We start from the raw sequence: 24,405 nt of genomic DNA on the forward strand, positions 1-24,405 counted from the left end.
ACATAAACACCACGCTATTTAGTCTGCGTAGTCTAAAATACAAGCTAACTTTTTGTTAAGTACTCAGACTTAAAATGATTTTTAATTCCCTGGCGTTTGCCATTTTTCTTCCGATTGTACTGCTACTTTATTATGTGGTGGGTAAACGCTATCAAAACTGGGTTTTATTACTTGCTGGTTATACGTTCTATGGCGTTTGGGATATACGCTTTCTGTACTTGGTATCACTGTCTACGGTTCTGGATTTTTGCACAGGATTAATGATTGCGAATGGGCAATTGACTATGGCTCAGCGTTGGGCGGCTACTGCGCATATTCTTGGCTTTGCTGTGTGTTTTTTAGTACCAGATTGGCATGCAGTAACGTTTCAGGGATTGATGTTGGAAAATATTGATTGGTCTCCGCTGTTACATCCGACTAGTTTTGGGCTTAAAGTTTTGGCGATAACCGCCATGGGTGTTACTGCCGCTCATATTGCCTATCCATATTGTCTAAAGTACATGACAGAATCCACTAAACGGATTTTCTTTCTGCGTTGCAGTTTGTTTGGGCAGTTGGGAATGTTGGGTATTTTTAAATACTATAATTTTTTTGTCGCAGAAGCCGAACTAGTGGCCAAAAATTTAGGTTTTGATGTGCCCACGCTACATCTAGAGATTATTTTGCCGATAGGCATTTCTTTTTATACATTCCAAACCTTAAGTTATGTGTGTGATGTCTACTGGGGAAAAATGCAGCCCGTGGTTCGCTTACGCGATTTTGCCCTGTTTGTTTCCTATTTTCCGCCTTTGGTGGCTGGACCTATTGAACGTGCGTCACACTTAATACCAAGAATATTGGGCGAAAGGCGTGTTAGTTTCGATACAGTAATGCAAGGTGCTTATCTCATTTTGTTGGGGTTAGTAAAAAAAATGGCGATTGCAGATGGTCTGGCTGCTAGTGTTTCATCCATATACAACAGTAGCGGAGCAGTAGGCTGGTTAGATATAGTTACCGCTACTTTGGCTTTTGCGGTGCAGATATATTGTGATTTTTCGGGTTACTCGGATATAGCCTGCGGTGTTTCGCTGTGGTTTGGTATAGAGCTTTTAAAAAATTTCGATCAACCTTATTTTTCGCTTAATCCATCTGAATTTTGGCGGCGTTGGCATATTAGTCTTTCCTCTTGGCTGCGCGATTATTTGTATATTCCTCTAGGCGGTAACCGCGGAACAGAACTTAACACTTATCGAAATTTAATGCTGACCATGGTGCTGGGTGGTTTATGGCATGGAGCAGCCTGGAATTTTTTATTATGGGGAGCATATCAAGGGGCTATGTTGATTATGCATCGCTTATTCGTTGGACCCAAGCCAAAAGAATTTTCGGGTTCTATGCTACAACGTTTACCGAGAATGGCTGTTTTTTTCGTATTCGTTTGTTACGGTTGGTTGTTATTTAGAGCAACATCTTTTGAGCAAATTGATACATTTACACATATTCTATTGACCGATTTTTCTGATATGTCCTTGCATCTGAAATTTCCACCGTTTAGTGCTTTATTGGGGGTATTGTTACTTACAGTAATAGAAGTTTATCAGTTTAAATTTAAGCAGATACATTTCTACGCCAGTTACCCTGGCTATATACACGGTGCTGTTTATGCGCTTCTCATTACGGTCTTTATTATGGGGTTGTCTAATGACAGTCAGCAATTCATCTATTTCCAGTTCTGATTCGCAAATTAAACCAGTGCCGTTTTTAACCGGTCGCCGGGTGGCGGTTGCGTTGCTATGGACTCTGTTCTGGCTGGTATTGATTGATATTCTGCTGAATGTTCAGTTTTCGATGCCAAAATCGCCATTAGAACAGCCCAGCAAACTGCAAAATTATTTTGACTATGGCCGATCTGTGGAAGGTAAATTTCGCTTGATGGTTGGGCCAGATAAAGAATCGACTGCTTTAATTGCACAAGCAGGTTGGCTGGTTGACGATGCGCAAGACCAACAGCCTAGTGTTGCCTCTGCACCCGATAAGCTATTGATTGCCGCTTATGGGCAATCGTTTACGCAACAGATTTGTCATTCTTTACAAAGTTTGGATTCTCGTATAGAGCTGCGCTTTAAAGGTGGGCCTTCTTCTACCTTGGCGCATTCCTATGCTTACTACAAATTCGATGCCAGTCATCATCGTGCTGATATCGTTGTGCTTGGTATTCTCGCCTCGTCTTTGCCATTTAGCATGGCGCCCACCATAGCCACTCTAAATTTTGAGGGGGCTGCACCATACACCTATCCGTTTTATTCTTTAATGGACGGGCAATTGGTCGAAAATGATCCGTTGATTCATTCACTGGATGAATTACGCACTGCGTTATGGAGTAAACCCGAACAATGGGATGCCTATGTGGCAATGCTGCGTAGCAAATCGCCCACTTTCAATGGTTGGGTATTTGAGAGCGATTGGTTTGATTATTCAGTTCTGGGTAAAATGGTGCGTCGTAGTATTGGGCAGAAACACGTTCATGATGTTACCGCCAGATATTGGAATGCACAGGGATTTACCAATGCAGATGGGCTTTTGGATATATCCAATGCCCTGATTGCTGATTTTGTCAGTAAGGTTAGGGCTAAAAATCAAATGCCTTATATCTTACTTATTCAGGATAAAGGTTATAAAGACCACTTGGTACTGGCATTTGAAAAACAATTGAAACAAATGGATGTTCCCTATCTAAGTACGCATCAGATTGCGCCAAGTACAAACATGCGAAATTTTGTCAGTGATGGTCATTTTACCCCCCGAAGTGACTGCCGATATAGCCATGGCTTTTCGTAAAGATATTTTAAATCGTCGTGGTATGAATTAATGCGTTCGAGTGATTAGTGAAAGCAGACATCGTTAAATTTTATATTTTCAGGTATTATATACTGCCTTTTAATTGACTTATCGACATGCAAATTGGCACCTATCAACTTCCTAGTAAAGTGCTATTGGCACCCATGGCTGGGATTACCGATCAGCCTTTCCGGCAACTGTGCACACAGTACGGAGCGGGCTTAACGGTTTCTGAAATGGTTATTTCCAATACCGAGTTGCAACATCACGCTAAAACTATCAAAAAAACTGAGTTTAGTAGTGGTATCCGTTCGATTCAAATTTTGGGTACTGAGCCGCAACAAATGGCTGCCGCTGCCCGCCTGAATCAACAACGCGGAGCACAGATTATTGATATTAATATGGGCTGTCCGGCTAAGAAAGTGTGTTCAGTGGCGGCGGGTGCAGCATTATTAAGAGACGAATCGTTAGTTGCTGATATATTGAGTGCTGTGGTTGCTGCTGTTGATATCCCTGTTACTTTAAAAATTCGTACCGGATGGGATGTACAAAATAGGAATGCGCTAAACATTGCTAAAATAGCTGAAGACAATGGCATTTCGGCCTTAACCATACATGGACGCAGTCGGGCATGCAAATTTGCAGGACAAGCGGAGTACGACACCATCAAATTAGTTAAGCAGGCGGTTAATATTCCAATTATTGCAAATGGTGATATTACCAGTGCCGAAAAAGCCCTGCAGGTTTTACAATATACCGGTGCCGATGCTGTAATGATTGGCCGTGCTGCACAAGGTAAGCCATGGATTTTCAGAGAGCTTATCAGCAAGATGGGTGGTGAGGTTTATTTACCACCTTCTTTGAGCGAAATCAAAACTATTATTAATCAACATCTGCATAATTTATATAGTTTTTACGGCAATAGTAGTGGTGTTAAAATTGCACGTAAACATATAGGCTGGTATTTCGATCAATTTGGCTGTTTACCAGCCACACAAAAAATGGCAATTAATCAAGCCCAACAGCCTGATAAACAACTGGCTTTAGTCAACGAGTCATTTGATCTAATCTCTTTACGAGTCGCATAAATGCAAATTAAAACAGTCGCTATTCAAGCTGGTAACGAACATACGCTCTCTGATCATGTGCGATCTTGTGTTGAAGACTATTTTGCCCACCTTAATGGGCACGACTCAACAAACTTATACCAATTAGTGCTAAACGAAGTTGAAAAGCCATTGTTGGAAACAGCTTTAAAACACGCGGACTTTAATCAAAGTAAAGCTGCTAAAGTGTTGGGGCTTAGCCGTAGCACGTTACGAAAAAAGCTGGAACAATACGGCATTAGTTGATTCAGCGTGTTTTGCATACCTATTTATGTCTCAGCAGTTTGTGTCAATAAACTGCAATTTTGCCTTTTCTGATGTTGGTATCATTTTAAATTAGCCACAGACATCAAACAATTTCCAAATCATTATAAATTATTCTCCTTATATCTGAGGTCTGCATGAACAAAAGAGTGACCCGTGCTTTGATAAGCGTTTCCGATAAAACTGGCGTTTTGGCATTTTGTCGGGAGTTAAATCAACTGGGTATCGAATTATTATCCACGGGCGGTACCGCAAAGTTATTGGCCGAAAATCAAATTCCGGTAACGGAAGTTGCCGAATATACTGGATTTCCAGAAATGATGGCTGGCAGAGTTAAAACCTTACATCCCAAAATTCATGGTGGTATCCTAGGCCGGCGCGGTATTGATGATGAAGTAATGGCTGAAAATGCTATCCATCCGATTGATCTAGTCGTTGTAAATTTATACCCATTTGAGCAGACTATCGCTAAACCTGATTGTGATCTGGAAACAGCGATTGAAAATATCGACATTGGTGGCCCTGCCATGATTCGTTCTGCGGCTAAAAATCATGCGGATGTGGCAATTATTGTTGATCCACAAGATTATCAAGCCATTTTGTCGGAATTAACCAGCCAGGCTGGCAGCTTAAGTCACTCGACACGCTTTAAACTAGCACTAAAAAGTTTTGAACATACCGCACGCTACGACACGGCAATCGCAACTTACTTAAGTAAAATAACATCCGAAGGTTTGCCGGAAACCTTAAATCTGCAGTTCCATAGACTGCAATCCTTGCGATATGGTGAAAATCCGCATCAGCAAGCGGCATTTTATCAGGAAAAAAATCCGCCCATTGGCAGTATTGCAGCTGCTAAGCAACTGCAGGGTAAGGAATTATCATACAACAATATTGCGGATGCAGATGCTGCACTGGAATGTGTTAAAGCATTTATAGAGCCGGCCTGTGTCATTGTTAAGCATGCCAATCCTTGTGGTGTTGCCATCGCAACAGATATTGGTGCAGCCTACGATTTGGCTTATGCTACCGATCCTACTTCTGCCTTTGGCGGCATTATTGCTTTTAATCGGGAGTTGGATGCTAAAACGGCAGGCGAAATTGTTAGTCGCCAATTTGTAGAAGTGATTATTGCTCCAGCCATTGCGCCAGAGGCATTAACAATACTGAGTAAAAAACAAAATGTGCGCGTGCTGGATTGCGGTCTGTGGACAGAAAGCCAAACGCCGGCATTTGATTTCAAAAGGGTGTCAGGTGGGTTGTTGGTGCAAGACAAAGATATCGGCAACATTACCATCGCTGATATTAAAATCGTTAGTGCGCGAGTTCCAACGGATCAGGAAATGACAGATTTACTATTTGCCTGGAAAGTGGCCAAATTTGTAAAATCCAATGCTATTGTTTACTGTAAAAATGGCCAAACTATCGGAATTGGAGCCGGTCAGATGAGTCGAGTGTATTCGGCAAAAATTGCAGGTATTAAAGCTGCTGATGAGGGCTTGATTGTACCGGGTTCAGTAATGGCTTCTGATGCTTTTTTTCCATTCCGCGATGGTATAGATGCAGCTGCTGCGGCAGGGATTACGGCGGTGATACATCCTGGCGGTTCTATGCGTGATGAAGAGGTGATTGCTGCTGCTAATGAGCATAACATTGCGATGGTGTTAACCGGAATGCGACATTTTAGACATTGATCGCTAATCTGGCATTTTAGCTTTAGGTTGCGCTGAGCTTAGTGATGCGCAACTGTCGCGATTGCTGCGCCTCTGGCGGCATAACCTATAAAACAGGTAATTAATTTGCTACGGATGGGATTGATGAAGTAGGCATCAGGCCCAGCCGCAGCCGATTATTTAGCGGGTTATCTCTTAGTGAAGTACGCTACGCTTTTTAAGCTCAACATAAATATCATCAACGCTAAACTCACCACAATCAAAACTGATGTCTGTCGCAGCTTGCGTGTCCAAGCACAGGCACAATAAGCCTGCCTGTTTAACTGCGTTAATCAGCGTTAAATCGGCATTTTCCAAAATAGTGCAAGCATGTCCTGTATCGAACAATTTTCGTTCTAATTGGTAAGCATACTGTTTGGCTTGTGTACCCAGAAAAACAATACTGGTCGGGGTTTGTGCAAAGCGGGTGGCACGTTCTTCTGCGGTGACTGGAGACCATTCTTCTGCGCTGGCATCGCCACTAATCATCCCTGCGCCTACGGTGACATTGGTTAATCTGTCAATAATGATAAACGATCCACTGCTTTTGTTACGTTTGTAAGGGTCGAACACCACAGGTGCATTTACGCTAACTGTACAAGAGCCAATTTCATTCAGCTTAAGCTCATTTGCATCGTGATGCTCTAGAGTGTTTACATCAATGCGATGATGTATCAGCGAAACTGAGCCAGAAACACTGCGTGTTGCCAATTTAAGGATATATTGACGACCCGGTGTCATTGGCTGTTCTGTCATCCACACCAGAGTGGCTTTAAATTTATCGGCAATGCTAGGTGCTGATTGTTGTTGACCAATTAAGATATCGCCGCGGCTGATGTCTATTTCATCTGTCAAAGTCAGTGTTACCGCCATCCCAGCGAACGCCAATTCCAGGTCGCCATCATAGGTGACTATGGATTTAATGTGACTGGATTTGCCTGAAGGTAGGGCGGTAATTTTATCGCCTTGTCGAAAAACACCCGACGCCACAGTGCCGCAGAAGCCACGAAAATCCAGATTAGGACGATTAACGTATTGCACTGGAAACCGTGCATCAACAAAATTGTGATCGCTGGCAATTTCGATGGTGTTTAATAGTTCCATCATCGGTTTGCCAGTATGCCAAGGCATATGCTCACTGGGGTTGACTACATTGTCACCGTCCAGAGCCGACATAGGAATAAAATGAATATCGTCCAAAGCAAGTGTTTTTACAAACGCCAGATAATCGGATTTAATGGTATTAAAAACTGTCTCGCTATACTCCACCAGATCCATTTTATTGATGGCTACAATAATATGTTTAAGACCCAATAAAGAGGCAATAAAACTATGCCGTTTGGTTTGCGTTTGCACGCCATATCGGGCATCAATCAAAATCACGGCTAAATCGCAGGTTGAAGCACCTGTTGCCATGTTGCGGGTATATTGCTCGTGGCCGGGAGTGTCGGCAATAATAAATTTACGTGTCGAAGTGGAAAAATAACGATAAGCGACATCTATGGTAATTCCTTGCTCACGTTCCGCCTGTAAGCCATCCACTAATAAAGCCAAATCAATCTTGCCAGCTCCGGTAGTGCCAGATTTAACGCTGTCGGCCTGAACTGCTGCCAGCTGATCTTCGTAAATCATTTTCGAATCGTGCAATAAGCGACCGATCAGGGTGCTTTTACCATCATCCACATTACCACAGGTCAAAAACCGTAATAGTTCTTTGCGTTCGTGTTGCGCCAAATAGGCGTCGATATCGGTGCTAATTAAATCAGATTGGTGGGACATGGTTTTCCTAAAACATGAGTAAATGACGTCGCTGCGTTATTTTTCTGAATCAAAATTAAAATTGGGATGCTTAAAAATACCCTTCACGCTTTTTCTGTTCCATAGAACCAGCCTGATCATGATCAATCAAGCGGCCTTGGCGTTCAGAGGTGGTGGTGAGTAGCATTTCCTGTATGATTTCTGGCAAAGTGGTGGCGGTTGACTCCACTGCGCCTGTTAAAGGGTAGCAGCCCAGGGTACGAAAACGCACCATTTTCATTTCCACTTTATCATTTGGGCCTAGTGGCATTCTGTCATCGTCTACCATGATCAACATACCGTCCTTTTCTACCACGGGGCGTTCTTTGGCAAAATACAAAGGTACAAGAGGAATATTTTCCAGATGAATATATTGCCAGATATCCAGCTCTGTCCAGTTGGAAAGTGGAAACACGCGTATGCTTTCGCCCTTATCTATTTTACCGTTAAAAGTGTTCCATAATTCGGGGCGTTGGTTTTTGGGGTCCCAACGGTGGTTTTTGTCGCGAAAAGAGTAAACGCGTTCTTTAGCGCGGGATTTTTCCTCATCTCGCCGAGCGCCACCAAAGGCAGCGTCAAACTGGTATTTATTTAAAGCCTGTTTTAGCGCATCGGTTTTCATGACATCGGTATGCTTTTTACTGCCGTGGGTAAAAGGACCTATGTTTTGCTCTACGCCCTCTTGATTGGTATGAATTAGTAAATCCCAGCCCAGATCTTTAACCATTTGGTCGCGGAAAGCAATCATTTCCCTAAACTTCCAAGTAGTGTCAACATGTAACAACGGAAACGGCGGTTTGCCAGGGAAAAAAGCTTTTTTTGTTAGATGTAACATTACCGCTGAGTCTTTACCGATGGAATATAACATTACCGGTTTTTCAAATTCTGCTGCAACTTCACGAATAATATGGATACTTTCAGCTTCGAGCTGTTTCAGATGGGTTAATTTATAATCGGTCATTAATGGATTCCGTGCGACACAGCGCTTCAGGCAATATATTGGAAGTGTCTATTTTAAAGGTAAACTACCATTCACGCTATTATCTAAAGCATATGAGACAAATACACGGTTTAGAAAACATCCGCCTGCAACATCCAGAACGGTTGACTGAGGCAAAATTAGCAGAAATTTTGTTAGATGATTTGCATGATTGTCGCTGTTTTATCTTCGGTTGTTGCGGAGAGAATGACAAAATTGTCTTGGCAGAATTGTACCTGTTGCCAGACACGCTGCAATATGAAATGTTCGATAAGCGTATTGATTTTATTGTTTCTGGCCCTATCCTGCGTGCCGATACGGTACCCTTGACTTATGCATTACAGGCTAAAAAAATGTCGTTAACTGGGCGCTGTTCTATGCTTGCTAAAGTGTGTGGGGTCGATTTGTATTTACAAGCCAGTTACACAGGTGTGGTAGGCGATATAGCCAGACAAAAATTTTCACTTGATGTTAAAGCATTATTGAATAAGTTTTAGGCAGTAAGGCGCAAGTTTATTGGTAGCGAGCAAAGAATTCTCCCTAGAACGGTGAAACTGTATTGATTAATTACGTTCACTACTGTTTGCTAAAACTAGCAGCCTTGGTTAGTCATAAAAATGATCACTTTTAATAATTGCAGACACCAAAACAAACTAATCCGCATTTTCTGAAAAATGCTATAATAAAAACTCTTGGGGGCGACATGGCTTCGACGTGGGTAGCAAAACCTCAGGTGCATGTCGAGGACAGTACACCTCGTAAAATCTACTGAACTAAAGTATTCGCAAATGACGAAAACTACTCAGTGGCCTTAGCAGCTTAAAACCTGCACCACTTCTCTGACTGTGTGTGCTTATGCGTGCAGGCTCTTCGGAGCACTCAGGGATCATATTACATAAGATCGCGCCAAGGCTTCGTTCGTAGCTAACAGCGCTAAATCCAATCGAAATCGCTGTTAAACCTCTTGGCCCGACGGGTATTTAACGGTTAAATTAAAAGAGCGGGATAAACATGTAGAGCTTGTGGCGGAGTGCTTGCGGACGCGGGTTCAATTCCCGCCGCCTCCACCAATATACCATCCAAGAAAGTCCAAAGAAATACAATAAACCCGCAGACCGCAAGGTCTAGCGGGTTTTTTGTTGTCCAGTGATGTGCAGTGGAATACAATACAATCTACCGGCAATTGCTGGTAAAAATGCTGGTAGACGGTTTACCAGCAAAGCATTTACCAGCAATGGGGCTGCACATGGCGAAAACACTGAACAAACTATCGCCGCTGACCATTAAAAGTATGGCGGCAACAGCAAAGAAAGAAGGCAAGGCAAATAAAGCCCCGGATGGCGGCGGATTGTATTTTGTCGCCGAACCGGAACGCTCATCCTGGTGGCGCTTCGACTATCGCGTCGATGGCAAGCAAAAAACCTTGTCGCTTGGCTTATACCCCGAAATAACTTTGCCTGGCGCCAGAGACCGGCGAGCCGAACTTAGGGCGCAAGTCGCCAATGGCATAGATCCCAGCCAGCAACGTAAAGCCGAACGCATCAGCCAAAGCGGAGCCGATAGCTTTGAACCCATAGCGCGTGAATGGTGGGAATATAAAAAAGATACCTGGACGGAAGGCCACGCCCAGCGGACACTGATCAGGCTAGTTAATGACGTATTCCCATACTTGGGATTCACTCCCATTAACAGGATCACTGCCATTACCTTGCTTGAAACCATTCGGCGAATCGAGTCACGGGGCGCAATCGAAACGGCGCACCGAACCAATCAGGCTTGTGAAGCGGTTTTTGCCTATGCGATTGGAACTGGCCGTTGCGAAAATAATCCAGCCACAGCAATTAGAACAGTTTTAAAACCGGTTCCGCCGCAAAAAAACTTTGCCAGGCTAAAAAATATTGATGATATTTCTACACTGTTGAATGACATCATCGACTACAAAGGATCCCCTATTGTTCGAGCGGCGCTGCAATTGCTGCCGCTAACCTTCGTTAGACCGGGTGAGCTGGCGACGCTGGAATGGAAAGATATTGATTTTGATAAAGCCTTATGGACAGTACCGGCACACATCAAGAAACAACGGGCCGTTCTTAAAAACGATCCTGATCGAGTTCACTATGTCCCGCTATCCCGGCAGGCAATCACAATTCTGCGAGATATTCATCCCTTAACCGGTAATGGGCGCTATGTTTTTACCGGATTAAGAACGGCGGCAGGCAGCAAGCACGAACGCCACATGGCGGCAGAAGCCCTATTAAGCGCATTACGCCGAATGGGCTACAGCAAAGAGGAAATGACCGCCCACGGCTTTCGAGGTATTGCTTCAACCCGAATTAGGGAAGATGGTAAGGGGAAATTCAGCGGGGAAGTGATTGAAGCGCAGCTATCACATATCGTCAAAGGCAAAACCGAAGCGGCTTATAATCATGCGCAATATCTGAATGACCGGGCAGAGTTAATGCAATGGTGGGCAGATTATCTGGATAGTTTGAAATCTGGGGCAAATGTAATTCCGATACGGAAGCGCGGTTAATGTATCATTTATAAAAGTTCAGATTTTATCTGTAATATACTGAATTTAAAGCGTAATAGGTCAGAGAGAGCTTGGGTCTTTTTCTGATCTTCGCATGGTTTTTTTGATTTGAAGATATTAAATGAAAAATCAGTCGACCAGGAAGTATATCTACTGATCAATATTAGTTTAGTATTCAGCAAGTAAAAGCTATTTTTATCAAGCAGTAATTGTAATTAAATGGTTTTCTTGTCGATTATAAAACTAATATAACTTTTTTTGCATGGCTACTCTAAAATATACGATGGGACTGAAAAAAAAGAAAAAGTTTAAATATGATCAATTTACCACTTTGCAACCATTGGTATTGAGGCCAGAAGTTGAGGATTTGACCCGAAGTTTGTACGAATTGGCTTGCTGTGGTTCTCGACACATGTGGGAGGAGATTAATAGCTCGGATAAACTAAAGGAAGATTCACATACGAGAGAGAGATTTTTTGAGTCGGCTCATAAGGGAATGTGGAAAGCTCAACAGTTAATGGTAGGGCTAATTCGTTCAAATCAGGGGCTGACACCTTCTCACGATGTCTTATTTAGAGGAATTGCCGACTCTATTGCATGGCAATTTATTGGCAAGCAGCTTTGTTATGCGAGGCGATTGTATAAAGGGCATTCCCAGCCCGATCTCAAACACTCTAACTTTGATTCAGTCGTCCTTGCTGCCGAACACTTCAACAATAATAACCCTGGTGGTATGGCGCTGATTTCTGACTTGACTTCATTTATTCAAGTCGGAGATCTTTTGCTTATGGGGCCAACTGGTAATATGACAATAGCTGAAGTCAAGGAGGGTAAGAAAAATCATGATATTTTGAAATTTATGGATTTTTATTTGCAGCATGGCTGCGAAAGGTCTTTTTTTTACTTTGCGCAACAAGAGGGACCGGATAGTGTTAAGCAACTAGGGCGAATGCTACGTCAAGCAGAAAGAATGGGTCATGTAAAAGAAGTTATTAATAGAGGTGTTTCTGTTGACCCCGACACCAATAGTAAGGTCATCATCCCAGAAAATTACGTTTACCTTGATTCATGGGATGATGATTTGAATTATGTTATTGCTGAATCTGAAAGAAAGGGTTGGGCAATCAGCGTGATCGACGAATGCCTTTTTCTAGGATGTTACTCTGAAGAATCAATGAGAAAGGTTGGACATATGGTATTTAATAGTTGGTTTGACAATTGCGGGGGGACACATTCTTGCCCGCGATCCAGACTTGTAGATTGCATGCTAGACCCATTGGCTGTTCCAATATTTATCTTAAACATTCCTTCCGAAAGCAAGTTTGATATTTTATTTGGTCGCAAGCAGGTCTGCATGGCCATAAATGTAGAATCTTTATTAGATCAGTGTACGAAGTCGGGTTTACAAGTCAGATACGCAACAAATAAAGAGGCAAGCAGACTTGACAATAAGGATGCGCATCCATACCGACATAATGGAAAGGCGATCTTTATTGGAAATGGCAAATCGGAAATAGTAATAGCGGACGGCATATTTCTCAGAATTATGTTTCATGGACAACGCCCAATTCATTTGATTAAGTCTATTTTGGACAATATTCAAAGCGAGCCATCAAGCAATGCAAACTAACTCGCATCCTCTTTATACACTACCTTTTTGATGTTTAAATTCAACACACCGTCTGGGAATATTATCCACAGGCCAAAAGCCATGTCGTTGGCATCTACGGTTTTTCATAAAGCAGCATTCCCGGCAATAATGCCTATCATCCAATAAATCAATGTATGGAGCAGGCAAAGTCTTGGCAGCCCATTGCAGCAACCAAAGCTTTTTGCTGTTATCCCTGGTGCGGACTTCCAAAATCTCTTGAATAATTTCCTGGTCAGTTTCGCCGATAGCCGCCAAATAATCGAGTATTTTTTGCCTGTCCTGTTCAGGAAATGGTTGTGTATTTTGGATTTTGTATTTTTCTGAGCGAACCGGGGGAACCCAGGGAATAGGCTTGTAAACTCTGGGCTGTAGCGGTTCCCCTAGCGGTTTTTGAGAAGGACTCGGGGGAACTGTCGGCGGCATTTGACCGGCGATCTGGTTAAACAAACCTTCAAGCATGATCCGCTTCCTCAACTGGTAATATCCAGTATAAAGAGGGTTTGCCTAAACCGGTTATCGTCGTTTTTCTGGCGCGTTTACCAGCATTGTGAGCGACTATCCATTTGGCATCTTCCAGTGCTTTCAGCACCCGACTGAAATCAAAATTGCCGCCAGCTTCCTTCAAAGCGTCACTGGTAAAAAGATAAATACGTTCATCGTCATTATCCTGATACCATCCGGCCCGTTCAGCCCGTGGTTTCTCATTGGGATTATTTCTGTCTGTGAATCGGGTATCACCGTATTTGAGAATATAGGTGCCGACATTCTGTAAAATTTGCTGGTCTTCTGTAAGCCCTTTACCGCGTTCACGCAGCCATTGGGCAAAAAACAACTGGCAAGCCTGTAATGCAGCACCTTGTTCCCACGACACAATTCCGGCCTCAATAGCCAGTTCTCCGGCCATCGCGTACAAGGCAAATTTAGACGCCGCCCTGGCCGACTGATGATCAGCGTGATTGAATTGCGCTTCAATTTTTGCAAGTACAGCGGCGAAATCTGCATTGCCTTGCTGAATCAAATATTCAACAAACTTGATGCCGGCATGACCGTAATGTTTGGCGGACTGAGTTTTAAAGAAATCCGATAGTGTTCTACCATCATTAAAATGGTGCAGGGTATCGAATAGCCCAAATTGCCGTTTTGCTTGAATACTCAGCAGACGCATCAACTGACCGGCCTTGGCCTGTTTACCACTTTCTTTCATGGCGGCAGTAATGGATCGTTCGCCGGTGGATAAAATTGTTAATCGCCAGCGTTGAACTTGCCGGGCAGAGCCGACTTTATTGGCTCTGGTTTTGCCTGTGCCGTTGCCCAAACAATAAACGATGCTGCCCACTTCCTGCGGATCGGCTTCGTTGATTTCATCCAGACACAAACAAGTATCAGATAACATGGCCGCAACACTTTCCAGACCATTTGAAGTGGCCCGCCAGCTGCGCTTGAAATCCTCGCCGCCCCATACTGATACTGCCAACAACAAAGCTGTCGTCTTACCTGTACTGGAGTCGCCTACCCAATGTATGCCTCCAGAATCATGATGGACTTTTGCCAGCAAAGGCCCTGCGAATGAGACGCATAGTGATAAAATCAATACCGGATTTCTAGCACAGAGTGCTGCCAGTTGTTGCCATTCCCGGTAATCGCCGCCTGGGCGAATAGCCCCATACTTACCGATGCTGTCGCTTTGCAGATAGACATTATCGGCGCCGACAATCCGGTCCGGCATCACAAAGGCATTGCCACTGGTTGTCCAACCAGTATGGGTCGCAGCAGTGATGATTTTGTCCGGAATATGAGATTGTAGATAATCGGCAAGCTTATTCCGATTTTTCTGTTCTATCTCCACGCCTGCCGCTAACAGTTCGCCCCGCAACTCTTCGCCGGAACCGCGCAGCAATTCCATCGGCATGGCCCATTGTCGCCACCGGCCAAAGGTATTGCGAAAACGTAACAAGCGGCCAAAAAATTGACCATCTTCAGTATTGGTGACGGCTTCTATATAAAGTGGCGAACAAATCCGAATGGCATGTTGAGCCGATGGCGTTTTCTGGTTACCTTCGGTCTGATAGCAATACCAGACACCTGATTGACGCTTGCCGCCTAGGTCGAACCAGTTTTCCTCAACGATATAACAAGGTAATTCCAAATCAGCGAACGACAATTGCCTGACCTCGGATTTATTGGAAACGACGCTTTTTTCCAGGCATGACAATTCGGCTTCGTCAATCTCAATCACTTCAGGCAGAAACATCGCCATTTCTCCGCTTGAGCCCAGGATAAATCATGATCTGCTCCCTGATCTGAACCCAGCGACAATTCACAGGCCTTGATGCGTCATACTCAAAAGCCGGTTCATTGATATCCACCCAGCAAGGGCGAACCGTCACCTGCTCGGCTCCTGCAACTAAGAGGACTTTTACCAAATGAATAATTTGCTTATGGGTCGGCCCTAAATCCCAATCTATCAGGATATAGAGTGCCGCCACCTGCCAGATGAAGCCAAGTGGCGATTCAGACGCAGGCATGACCAGCGCCCAAACAGACGGGTTTTTCTGCCAATGTCTGGCTCGTCGCCAACAATCTCGTCCTATACAGACAATCACCAGCCACGGCGGATTATCCGATTGCAATTTTTCCGCCAACTCTTTGCCGAACGGAGGCAGTTTTTTTCTATGCCGCAGCTGCATCAAGCGCCAACCTGATGATCAATTCGCGGATATCTTCCACCCGCCAGACCGTAATACGGGGACCGAGTTTAATCGGCGCTGGAAAACGGCCGGATTTAACACCCGCCCACCAGGTTGATTTGCTGACCGGAATCAGCGCCGGTATAGGCGGATTGGATTTGGAATTACCTATAATTTGGGGAAGGCGTAGATAGCCTGTTTCTGGAAGAGAATGCATTACGAAAAACCTCGAAATATAAAAGTTACACGGCAATGGTCGATAGTTAGCATCCAGAAACTTTGCTACAGGCAAAGCCAGGTTAGCCATTGTTCAAATAAAAGCTCGTTACCGAGCAACTCTACATTCCTGCGGAATGTGTATTATGGGTCGATATTATCCAGCAACATTTTTTTATCTATCGCATCGAAAAACGACCTTAAAAGGCCTAATTAGATTTTTAAATTAGAAATCCTAGTTATTGACGATTTTGGTAATAGTAAGTTGTTGATTTTATTATATATATTTATTTTGTATTGCTAAGGTATTACTAAAAAATAATTTAGTAATACCTTAAAAAACCCTTGATTGACATCCATTGGCCCAGGATAGATATTCTGAAGATGATTTTTTAGCTGAGTTGTACAAAAGATGGAAAATTACTCGTTTTTTGTACAAAACAATGTGAGAAATTCAGTTAGGCATCAATTAGCTTGTATAATTGAATAGCTATCGGCTTACGCCAAACCGTATGAAATTAAAAAAGCGAAAGCGACAAACACAAAAAGGATATGGACCACTCTTCCCACAACAAAATTGTCAGTTTCATCTGGTCTATCGCCGACGACTGTTTACGCGATGTGTTCGTGCGCGGCAAATACCGCGACGTTATCCTGCCCATGTTCGTGTTGCGCCGCCTGGATTGTTTGCTGGAACCCAGCAAGGAAGCCGTTTTAGAAGAGGTGCGTTTTCAGCGTGAAGACGCCGGCATGAGCGATCTTGACCCAATCGGTTTGCGTGACGCCTCAGGCTATGTGTTTTACAACACCTCGCGCTTTACCCTTAAAACTCTGCTCGGTAACCACTCGCAACTGGAAGCCAACCTGAAAAACTATCTGGACGGTTTTTCCGATAACGTTAAGGAAATTATAGATAAGTTCGATTTGCGCAATCAGATTCGTAAAATGTCACAGTCCGATGTCCTGCATGATGTGATTGAGAAATTCGTTAGCGAGGAAATCAACCTTGGCCCGGATGACCGTAAAGGGCCGGATGGCCGCAATCAACCCGGCCTGTCCAATCTCGGCATGGGCTATGTGTTTGAAGAGCTGATCCGCAAGTTCAATGAAGAAAATAACGAAGAGGCCGGCGAGCACTTTACCCCGCGCGAAGTGATCAAGCTGATGACCAATTTGGTGTTCATCCCGGTCAAAGATCAATTGCCCAACCCTCTAACCATTTACGATCCGGCTTGCGGCAGCGGCGGCATGCTCACCGAATCGCAGGATTTCATTACCGACCCGGAAGGAGAAATAAAGGCTAATGTCGGTGTGTACCTGTACGGCAAAGAGGTCAACCCCGAAACCTATGCTATTTGTAAATCCGACATGATGATCAAGGGCAACGATCCGGAAAATATTTTGTTCGGCTCAACGCTGGCCACCAATGATTTTTCCGGCAAGCGTTTTGACTTCATGCTCACTAATCCGCCTTACGGCAAATCCTGGAAAACCGAGCAAAAAAGCATCGTTGAAGGTAAGGATGTGCTGGATAAGCGCTTTGAGGTCAATCTTGCAGATTACAGCGGCGAAGAGTTCGACTTTTACCCGGCTATTCCACGCTCTTCAGACGGTCAGTTGCTGTTCCTGATGGAAATGGTGGACAAGATGAAGCGCAAGTCCGACAGCCCTTTGGGTTCGCGGATTGCCTCAGTCCACAACGGATCTTCCCTGTTCACCGGCGATGCCGGTAGCGGTGAAAGCAATATTCGCCGCCACATTATTGAAAACGACTATCTGGAAGCGATCATCCAGTTGCCCAATAATCTGTTTTATAACACAGGCATCACTACCTATGTTTGGGTGCTATCTAATCATAAAAGTGAACAGCGCCTGGGCAAGGTACAACTAATCGACGCCTCTAACCTTTACCAAAAGCTGCGCAAAAATCTGGGCGCCAAAAACTGCGAATTCAGCGACGAGCATATTGGGCAGATAACCCGGCTTTACCTGAATATGCCGAATGACGGCATCTCCAAGGTATTTAATAATCGAGATTTCGGTTATTACAAAGTCATTGTCGAACGCCCCTTACGGCTGGCAGCACAGTTCAGTCCAGAACGTATCGCCACATTACGCTTTACTCCGGGTATGCAGGAAGTCATGGAATGGGTATACGGCAAATATGGCGAAGAGGTTTACCATAATCTTAAAGCCCACGCCCAAACCATAGAAGCGCATCTGGAACGCGAGGAAATCACGCTGTCGCCGAAAAACCGTAAGGATTTGCTGTCGGATAATACCTGGCAGGCGCAACAGGCCATCATGCAGGCCGCACAAAAACTGGCCGACAAAATCGGCGGAGACGAACACCTGGACTACAACCAATTTGATGCCACAGTGGATGATGCCTGCAAAACCTTAAGTCTTAAACTGTCCGCTCAGGAACGCAAGCAAATTCTGGGTGCGGTTAGCTGGAGAGACGAACGCGCCGCCAAGGTGATCAAGAAGCTGCATAAACTCAGTGGCTCCAAATTGCAGGAGGTGCTGGATCAGTTACAGACTACCCAGGACAAACTCAGCGATTACGGCTATTGGTCTACCGGCAAGATAGGCGAATACTTTGAATACGAAGCTGACAGCGAGCTGCGCGACAGCGAGAATGTGCCGCTGGCGTCCAGTACGGAACTGTTGGCCTCCCTTGTCATCCACGACTACTTTATCCGTGAAGTGCGCCCTCATGTTGAAGACGCCTGGATCGCTCTGGACAAAACCGTTATCGGCTACGAAATTAGCTTTAACAAATACTTCTATCAGCATAAGCCCTTGCGCAGTCTGAAAGACGTAACCAGGGAAATTCTGGCGCTGGAAGCGGAAACCGATGGCTTGCTGAAACAACTGGTCAGCTTTGTAGGCATACAGTCATGACGGAATCGAACATGTTGCCGTCTGATAGCGAATTTCTGTTGTATAAATCTGAAGATGGTAGTACTTGTCTTGACGCTAAGCTTTCCGGCGAGACCGTCTGGCTGTCATTGTTGCGTGAGTCAGTTGTTGCAAATTTTGCAACAACTGCTGCCGATGGTAAAACCGTTACAGTGAGCCATTCTGGAAGACAACAGGAGGTAAGTGATGCAGCGATATGAAAGTTACAAACCCAGTGGCGTTGAATGGTTAGGAGAAATCCCCAGTCATTGGGATGTTAAACGCAATATCGGTGTTTTTGATGAACGCAAAGAAAGTAACCAGGCCAATATGGAACTGTTGTCTGTTACGATTAATCGCGGAATCATCAAGCAGGATGAGATAACGGCCAAGAAGGATAGTTCGAATGAAGACAAATCCAAATACAAGGTTGTTCGTAAGGATGATTTGGCTTACAACAAAATGCGAATGTGGCAAGGCGCAATTGGAGCATCGGACTATGATGGCATTGTCAGCCCCGCTTATATTGTACTGAGACCACGAGATACTTTCTACTCGCGATATTTTCACTATCTTTACCGTACCGAAGCATTCATCGCTGAAGCTAATCGGCATTCATATGGTCTATGCCTGGACATGAACAGCCTCAGATATGAGGATTTCAAGACAATATATTCGCCTGTTCCTCCTCAGACAGATGTCGAACGCATCGTCAACTTCCTCGACCAGAAAACCGCCGAAATTGATGCCGCGACTGCCAAAAAGCAATGGCTGATTGAGCTGCTGCAAGAGCAGAAAAGCATTTTGATCAATCAGGCTGTTACTCGCGGGTTAAATCCGAATGTGGTTATGCGAGAAAGTGAGGTGGAATGGATTGGAGAGGTGCCTGCACATTGGGAACGTTACAAGTTAAAACGTTGTATCAACTTGCTGCCAGGATTCGCATTTAAGAGTAATCAATATTCAATGGAAGAAAGTGATATTCCATTGTTAAGGGGCGTAAATATCAACCCTGGCAAAGTGAATTGGGAAGAGACTGTTTATTGGCCTGCAACCAAAATTGATTCATATTCTGCTTATCTGTTAAAGGAAGGAGATTTGGTGATTGGTATGGACCGCCCCTGGGTTACTGATGGAATACGGGTTGCCAGAATCCGTAACAAAGATCTGCCGTGCCTTCTGCTCCAGCGGGTGGCGAGAATACGTGCAAAGAAAAAAATTACTCAAGGATTCCTTGAAATTGTTTTAACTTCTAGGGGATTTCTTAATTACTTTGAACCAATGCTCACCGGCATTAGTGTTCCACACATTAGTCCAGACCAAATTGGTAACTTTGAGGTTAATCTGCCACCAATTATTGAACAAGAAAATATTTGCGCATTTGTTAAAACCATTACAGAAACAAGTAACAAGATTATTGCGTCTGAAGAAAAAGCAAGAGATAAGCTCCTTGATCTTCGTATTGCTTTGATATCTGAGGTTGTTACCGGAAATATCAAAGTCTAAAGGAAATTAGAATGGTCAGTCAAACCAACGAAGCCGCTCTGGAAACCCACATTGAAAATGCCCTAGCTAAAGATGGCTACCTGATTGGCAACCCGGCTGACTTCGACCGTGAATTCGCCATCGAAGCCAAGCTGTTCTGGCAATTTCTGGAAGCCACCCAGCCCAAGCAACTGGCCAAGCTGAAAGACCGCCCTAACTGGCAACGGCTGGTTCTAGAGCGTTTAGCCAAAAAGATCAAGAAAGACAGCGTACTGGCAGTGTTGAAAAAAGGCCTGGATATAGACGATGCCCATTTCGATTTACTGTACCGGTTGCCCTATAACGACATGAATCCCGAGGTGTTGGCTAATTTCAAAGCTAACCGTTTCAGTGTCACCCGGCAGGTGCATTACAGCGATGACGACAGCTTCAAATCGGTTGACATGGTGCTGTTTATCAACGGTTTGGCCATTGTCACCCTGGAGTTGAAAAATCCCTGGACCGGTCAGAATGTCTATCACGCCATCAAGCAATACCGCAATGATCGTGATCCCAAGGAGGCTTTGTTCGAATTTGGCCGCTGTCTGGTGCATTTTGCCGTCGATCCTGACGAAGCCTATATGTGTACCCGCTTGTCCGGTAACGACAGCAATTTTTTGCCGTTCAACAAGGGTTTCAATTTCGGCAAGGGCAATCCGGTAAACCCTAACGGCCATAAAACCGCTTATCTGTGGAAAGAAATACTCAGCCGCCGCAGCCTAACCAATATCATCGAGCAGTTTGCCAAGTTTACGGTCGAGAAAGACAAGAAAACCGGCAAGGACAAGAAATCGCTGTTTTTCCCGCGTTATCATCAACTGGACGTAGTGCGCGGCATTTTGCGGGACGCCAAACACAACGGCATAGGCCAGACTTATTTAATCCAGCATTCCGCCGGTTCCGGCAAATCCAATTCCATCACCTGGCTGGCGTATCAATTGGTGGAACTTTATGACAAATCCGGCCTTAAAAACGTCTTCGATTCAGTAGTGGTCGTCACCGACCGCCGGGTGCTGGACAGCCAGCTCAAAGACAATATCAAGCTGTTTTCGGAAGTGAAAAATATTGTCGCCCATTGCGAAAGCGCCGTTGAGCTGAAATACAATCTGGAAGCCGGTAAAAAGGTCATTATTACCACGGTGCAGAAATTTCCCTTCATCGTCGACGGCATCGGTGAATTGTTTGACCGCAATTTTGCGGTGATTATCGACGAGGCACATTCCTCGCAATCCGGCATCGCCGCCGATAAAGTCAACGAAACGCTGGCCGGACAAGAGACGGAAGAGCCTGAAGATATACAAGACCGGATTTTAGCGGTGATGCGCGACCGTAAAATGAGCAAAAACGCCAGCTACTTTGCCTTTACCGCCACACCCAAACCGCAAACGTTGGAAAAATTTGGTCGACAGGGCGCGGACGGTAAATTTTACCCGTTTCATTTGTATTCCATGAAGCAGGCCATCGAAGAGCAATTCATCCTGGATGTGCTGGCCAATTACACAACCTATAAAAGCTATTACGAGGTGCAGAAATCCGTTGAGGAAAATCCGCTGTTCAATACCGCCAAGGCGCAAAAGAAGCTCAAGGCATTTGTTGAGGCCAGCCCCAGCACCATAGAAGTTAAAGCCCGGATTATCATTGATCATTTTACGAGCAATATCTGGCAGGCCAAAAAAATGAAAGGCAAGGCCAAGGCCATGGTGGTCACACGTAATATTGAATGTGCCATCCGCTATTTCTTTGCCATCCGCACTGCCTTGAAGGAGGTCAATGCGCCTTTTAAGGCGTTAGTGGCTTTTTCCGGCGAAAAAATGCTGGATGGTATTAAGTACACTGAGGATGGCATCAACGGCATTTCCGCCCGTGATCTGCCGGAGGAATTCGAGAAAGACGATTACAAAATTCTGGTGGTCGCCAATAAATACCTGACCGGCTTCGACGAACCGATGCTGCATACCATGTACGTCGATAAAAAACTGCAAGGCGTGCTGGCGGTACAGGCGTTGTCACGGCTAAACCGCTGCAACTGGAAGCTGGGCAAATCCGACACCTTTGTGCTGGATTTCTACAATTCGGTGGACGATATTAAATCTGCCTTCGATCCCTATTACACCGCTACCACGCTTAGCGAGCCAACCGACGTCAATGTACTGCACGATTTAAAAGATGCGTTGGACGACTTTGGAGTGTATGAATGGGACGAAGTGGCCGACTTTAACGACAAGTTTTTCACCGGCGTCGAGGCGGAACAACTGCATCCCATCATCGATACGGTTGTCACCCGTTTTGATGCCGATCTGGACGATGAACAGCGTATCGATTTCAAGATCAAGGCAAAGCAGTTTGTGAAAATCTACGCCCAGATCGCCGCGATTATCCCGTTCAATAATATCAATTGGGAAATGTTGCACTGGTTTTTAAAGTTTTTGATACCCAAACTCAAGGTTAAAGACCCAGATCAGGATATGCTGGACGAGTTACTGAACAGCGTCGACCTATCCACCTATGGTTTGGAGCGTTCCAAACTAAATGTGCAAATTGGCCTGGACTCCTCCGAGACCGAACTGGAACCGCAAAACCCGAATCTGCGCGGCTTTATCGGTGGCGGTGAGGAACGAGATCCGCTGGATGACATTATCAGAGTCTTTAACGAACGCTATTTTGCCGGTTGGGAAGCCACTCCGGAAGAGCAGCGGGTAAAATTCATCAACATTGCCAAGCATGTAATGGAACACGCCGATTACAAAGCCCAGGTAGAAGACAATCCGGATAGCCAGAATCGGCAACTGGCACTGGAAAAGCTGATTCAGAATGCTATCAGCATTGAACGCAAGCGGGAGCTGGATTTATACAAACGATATGCATCCGACCCGGACTTTAAGCGGGCGTTTGATGCGATCATTGCCAGGGTGTTGGTTACTCGAGCGGGCGATCTGGTTTTTTCTACTTGACGACCAATCTATTATTTTGAAACTGAACAATGAGCGAATATCAATATTATGAATTCAGAACGGTTGACTACCTCCTGACTACAGAGCAACAAGCCGAACTGCGCAGCCGCTCGTCACGCGCGACAATTACCGCAACCAGCTTCATAAATGAATATCATTGGGGTGATCTAAAGGGCGATCCTTTAGACTGGATGCAGCGCTATTTCGATGCGCACGTCTATTCAGCAAATTGGGGAACCTGCAGTTTGATGCTGCGTTTGCCTGTTTCCACACTAGACAAGGAAATGCTGGAACATTTCACGGTGTCAACGCGCACATGGGCGCAACCATGCTTTACCGATGCATTTGCTGTGACTAAGGTTTCCGATTACTGGATATTACACTGGAGTTTTAACGATGATTCCGGTGAGAACGAACGTTTCTGGAGTGAAGACCATGGTTCCGCATGGATGGGGAGTTTGCTGCCGCTACGCGACGAACTGATGCGCGGCGATACTCGGCCATTCTATTTGGGCTGGCTGGCGCGAGTTTGTAACGAAGAGTTAGAGGACTATGATGTCGAACCCCCAATACCAGCCGGACTGCAAACATTAACACCGGCACAAATAGCACTAACTGAATTCCTGATGATTGATCCGGATTGGCTCGCCGCTGCGGCAAACACCAGCTCAGCTTTATCTGATGGTGATACAGTAGATTCTGATTTGGCCAACTGGATTGCGCTTCAGTCGTCTAATGATATGCGCGCGACACTTCGTTTATTGCTGGAAGGACGTAGTCAGGAAGCCGAAAGAGCCTTAAAACAGCGCTATCTGGCCTGGCAGCGGGAACATTCCCCTAGTTCGGATTCAGCAAAACGGCGTACTGTTGCGGAAATCAATCTCGGCCGCGAAGCTGCACGGTCTAAACGGCTTAAAATCGAACAGCAACAACGTGTAGTTCAGGAAGCCAAGCGTCGCGCTGAACGTAATCAACAATTAGAACGCATTGCTGCAAATTCGGAAGAGGCTTGGGCTACCATAGACAAAACATTGCAGCGTGGATCCGGGCATGCCTATGATCAGGCTTTGCAAGCATTGAAAGATTTGGCGGGGGCTTTGACTCAATCTGGGCGGGAAAGCGATTTCAAGCATGGCCTGGTAAAATTGCTCTGCGTGCATGGTAAGCGTGGCGCGTGGATGAAACGGTTGGCTGATGCAAAAATCTAAGTAGAGGATTCTTGATGGATAAAACAGGTTATTTTTCAAAAATACTGAAAAAACAG

19 protein-coding genes and 1 other RNA gene are annotated in these 24,405 nt (G+C 44.9%); 14 read left to right on the plus strand and 6 right to left on the minus strand.

The annotated features are described in order from the left end of the window. Positions 1-74: 74 nt before the first annotated feature. The 5 genes from ABH008_RS02895 to purH all read left to right on the plus strand — a co-directional run bounded on the left by ABH008_RS02895 (position 75) and on the right by purH (position 5,881). Positions 75-1,715 carry an MBOAT family O-acyltransferase gene (locus tag ABH008_RS02895; protein ID WP_347988371.1) on the plus strand — a complete coding sequence of 547 codons (1,641 nt, stop codon included), beginning with the start codon at positions 75-77 and terminating at the stop codon, positions 1,713-1,715. Then, positions 1,681-2,817, plus strand: a complete 1,137-nt coding sequence (locus tag ABH008_RS02900) for a hypothetical protein (protein ID WP_347988372.1) — start codon at positions 1,681-1,683, stop codon at positions 2,815-2,817. The genes ABH008_RS02895 and ABH008_RS02900 overlap by 35 nt, the downstream gene beginning before the upstream one ends. 116 nt (positions 2,818-2,933) lie before the next feature. After that, the gene (gene dusB, locus ABH008_RS02905; RefSeq protein ID WP_347988373.1) at positions 2,934-3,905 is read left to right on the plus strand and encodes a tRNA dihydrouridine synthase DusB; all 972 of its coding nucleotides are present in this window, start codon (positions 2,934-2,936) and stop codon (positions 3,903-3,905) included. Continuing rightward, positions 3,906-4,169 carry a DNA-binding transcriptional regulator Fis gene (fis, locus tag ABH008_RS02910; protein WP_347988374.1) on the plus strand — a complete coding sequence of 88 codons (264 nt, stop codon included), beginning with the start codon at positions 3,906-3,908 and terminating at the stop codon, positions 4,167-4,169. It abuts the gene before it with no gap. A 155-nt stretch (positions 4,170-4,324) separates the two neighbouring features. Further along, on the plus strand, positions 4,325-5,881 hold the full coding sequence (gene purH, locus ABH008_RS02915) for a bifunctional phosphoribosylaminoimidazolecarboxamide formyltransferase/IMP cyclohydrolase (protein ID WP_347988375.1): 1,557 nt from the start codon (positions 4,325-4,327) through the stop codon (positions 5,879-5,881). Positions 5,882-6,055: 174 nt separating this feature from the next. Here purH and cysN read toward each other — a convergent pair whose 3' ends face one another. Further along, positions 6,056-7,678 carry a sulfate adenylyltransferase subunit CysN gene (cysN, locus tag ABH008_RS02920; protein WP_347988376.1) on the minus strand — a complete coding sequence of 541 codons (1,623 nt, stop codon included), beginning with the start codon at positions 7,676-7,678 and terminating at the stop codon, positions 6,056-6,058. A gap of 70 nt (positions 7,679-7,748) precedes the next feature. Continuing rightward, the gene (cysD, locus tag ABH008_RS02925; RefSeq protein ID WP_347988377.1) at positions 7,749-8,657 is read right to left on the minus strand and encodes a sulfate adenylyltransferase subunit CysD; all 909 of its coding nucleotides are present in this window, start codon (positions 8,655-8,657) and stop codon (positions 7,749-7,751) included. Positions 8,658-8,749: 92 nt separating this feature from the next. Here cysD and ABH008_RS02930 point away from each other — a divergent pair, with 92 nt between their 5' ends. The 4 genes from ABH008_RS02930 (at position 8,750) to ABH008_RS02945 (ending at position 12,838) form a co-directional block, all read left to right on the plus strand. Beyond that, positions 8,750-9,172, plus strand: a complete 423-nt coding sequence (locus ABH008_RS02930; RefSeq protein ID WP_347988378.1) for a hypothetical protein — start codon at positions 8,750-8,752, stop codon at positions 9,170-9,172. Between the two features lie 197 nt (positions 9,173-9,369). Further along, positions 9,370-9,745: a transfer-messenger RNA gene (ssrA, locus tag ABH008_RS02935) on the plus strand. A gap of 86 nt (positions 9,746-9,831) precedes the next feature. After that, positions 9,832-11,208: an integrase arm-type DNA-binding domain-containing protein gene (locus tag ABH008_RS02940; protein WP_347988379.1), complete on the plus strand. Its 1,377-nt coding sequence runs from the start codon at positions 9,832-9,834 to the stop codon at positions 11,206-11,208. Positions 11,209-11,470: 262 nt separating this feature from the next. Beyond that, positions 11,471-12,838 (plus strand): hypothetical protein, encoded by a 1,368-nt coding sequence (locus ABH008_RS02945; RefSeq protein ID WP_347988380.1) that lies wholly within the window; start codon positions 11,471-11,473, stop codon positions 12,836-12,838. Between the two features lie 12 nt (positions 12,839-12,850). Here ABH008_RS02945 and ABH008_RS02950 read toward each other — a convergent pair whose 3' ends face one another. From ABH008_RS02950 to ABH008_RS02965, 4 genes are read right to left on the minus strand one after another with little or no spacing between them, the layout of a single operon-like run. Beyond that, positions 12,851-13,318 carry a hypothetical protein gene (locus tag ABH008_RS02950; RefSeq protein ID WP_347988381.1) on the minus strand — a complete coding sequence of 156 codons (468 nt, stop codon included), beginning with the start codon at positions 13,316-13,318 and terminating at the stop codon, positions 12,851-12,853. After that, positions 13,311-15,110 carry a DUF927 domain-containing protein gene (locus ABH008_RS02955; RefSeq protein ID WP_347988382.1) on the minus strand — a complete coding sequence of 600 codons (1,800 nt, stop codon included), beginning with the start codon at positions 15,108-15,110 and terminating at the stop codon, positions 13,311-13,313. The genes ABH008_RS02950 and ABH008_RS02955 overlap by 8 nt, the downstream gene beginning before the upstream one ends. Continuing rightward, the gene (locus tag ABH008_RS02960) at positions 15,097-15,546 is read right to left on the minus strand and encodes a hypothetical protein (protein ID WP_347988383.1); all 450 of its coding nucleotides are present in this window, start codon (positions 15,544-15,546) and stop codon (positions 15,097-15,099) included. The genes ABH008_RS02955 and ABH008_RS02960 overlap by 14 nt, the downstream gene beginning before the upstream one ends. Beyond that, a complete protein-coding gene (locus tag ABH008_RS02965; RefSeq protein WP_347988384.1) occupies positions 15,530-15,763 on the minus strand; it encodes an AlpA family phage regulatory protein in 234 nt (77 codons plus the stop codon). Before ABH008_RS02965 ends, ABH008_RS02960 begins: the two co-directional genes overlap by 17 nt. Positions 15,764-16,314: 551 nt before the next feature. Between ABH008_RS02965 and ABH008_RS02970 the strand changes: the two genes are divergently transcribed. From ABH008_RS02970 to ABH008_RS02990, 5 genes are read left to right on the plus strand one after another with little or no spacing between them, the layout of a single operon-like run. Continuing rightward, a complete protein-coding gene (locus tag ABH008_RS02970) occupies positions 16,315-18,669 on the plus strand; it encodes a class I SAM-dependent DNA methyltransferase (RefSeq protein ID WP_347988385.1) in 2,355 nt (784 codons plus the stop codon). Further along, positions 18,666-18,887 (plus strand): hypothetical protein, encoded by a 222-nt coding sequence (locus ABH008_RS02975; protein WP_347988386.1) that lies wholly within the window; start codon positions 18,666-18,668, stop codon positions 18,885-18,887. The genes ABH008_RS02970 and ABH008_RS02975 overlap by 4 nt, the downstream gene beginning before the upstream one ends. After that, positions 18,874-20,172 carry a restriction endonuclease subunit S gene (locus ABH008_RS02980; protein ID WP_347988387.1) on the plus strand — a complete coding sequence of 433 codons (1,299 nt, stop codon included), beginning with the start codon at positions 18,874-18,876 and terminating at the stop codon, positions 20,170-20,172. Before ABH008_RS02975 ends, ABH008_RS02980 begins: the two co-directional genes overlap by 14 nt. A gap of 11 nt (positions 20,173-20,183) precedes the next feature. Next, entirely contained in the window at positions 20,184-23,141 is a 2,958-nt protein-coding gene (locus tag ABH008_RS02985) for a type I restriction endonuclease (RefSeq protein WP_347988388.1), read from the plus strand. Between the two features lie 29 nt (positions 23,142-23,170). Next, positions 23,171-24,349, plus strand: coding sequence for a hypothetical protein (locus ABH008_RS02990; RefSeq protein ID WP_347988389.1), 1,179 nt, complete (start codon positions 23,171-23,173; stop codon positions 24,347-24,349). The last annotated feature ends 56 nt before the right edge of the window (positions 24,350-24,405 follow it).

The sequence above is a fragment of the Methylomonas sp. AM2-LC genome (genome assembly GCF_039904985.1).
Classification (GTDB): domain Bacteria; phylum Pseudomonadota; class Gammaproteobacteria; order Methylococcales; family Methylomonadaceae; genus Methylomonas.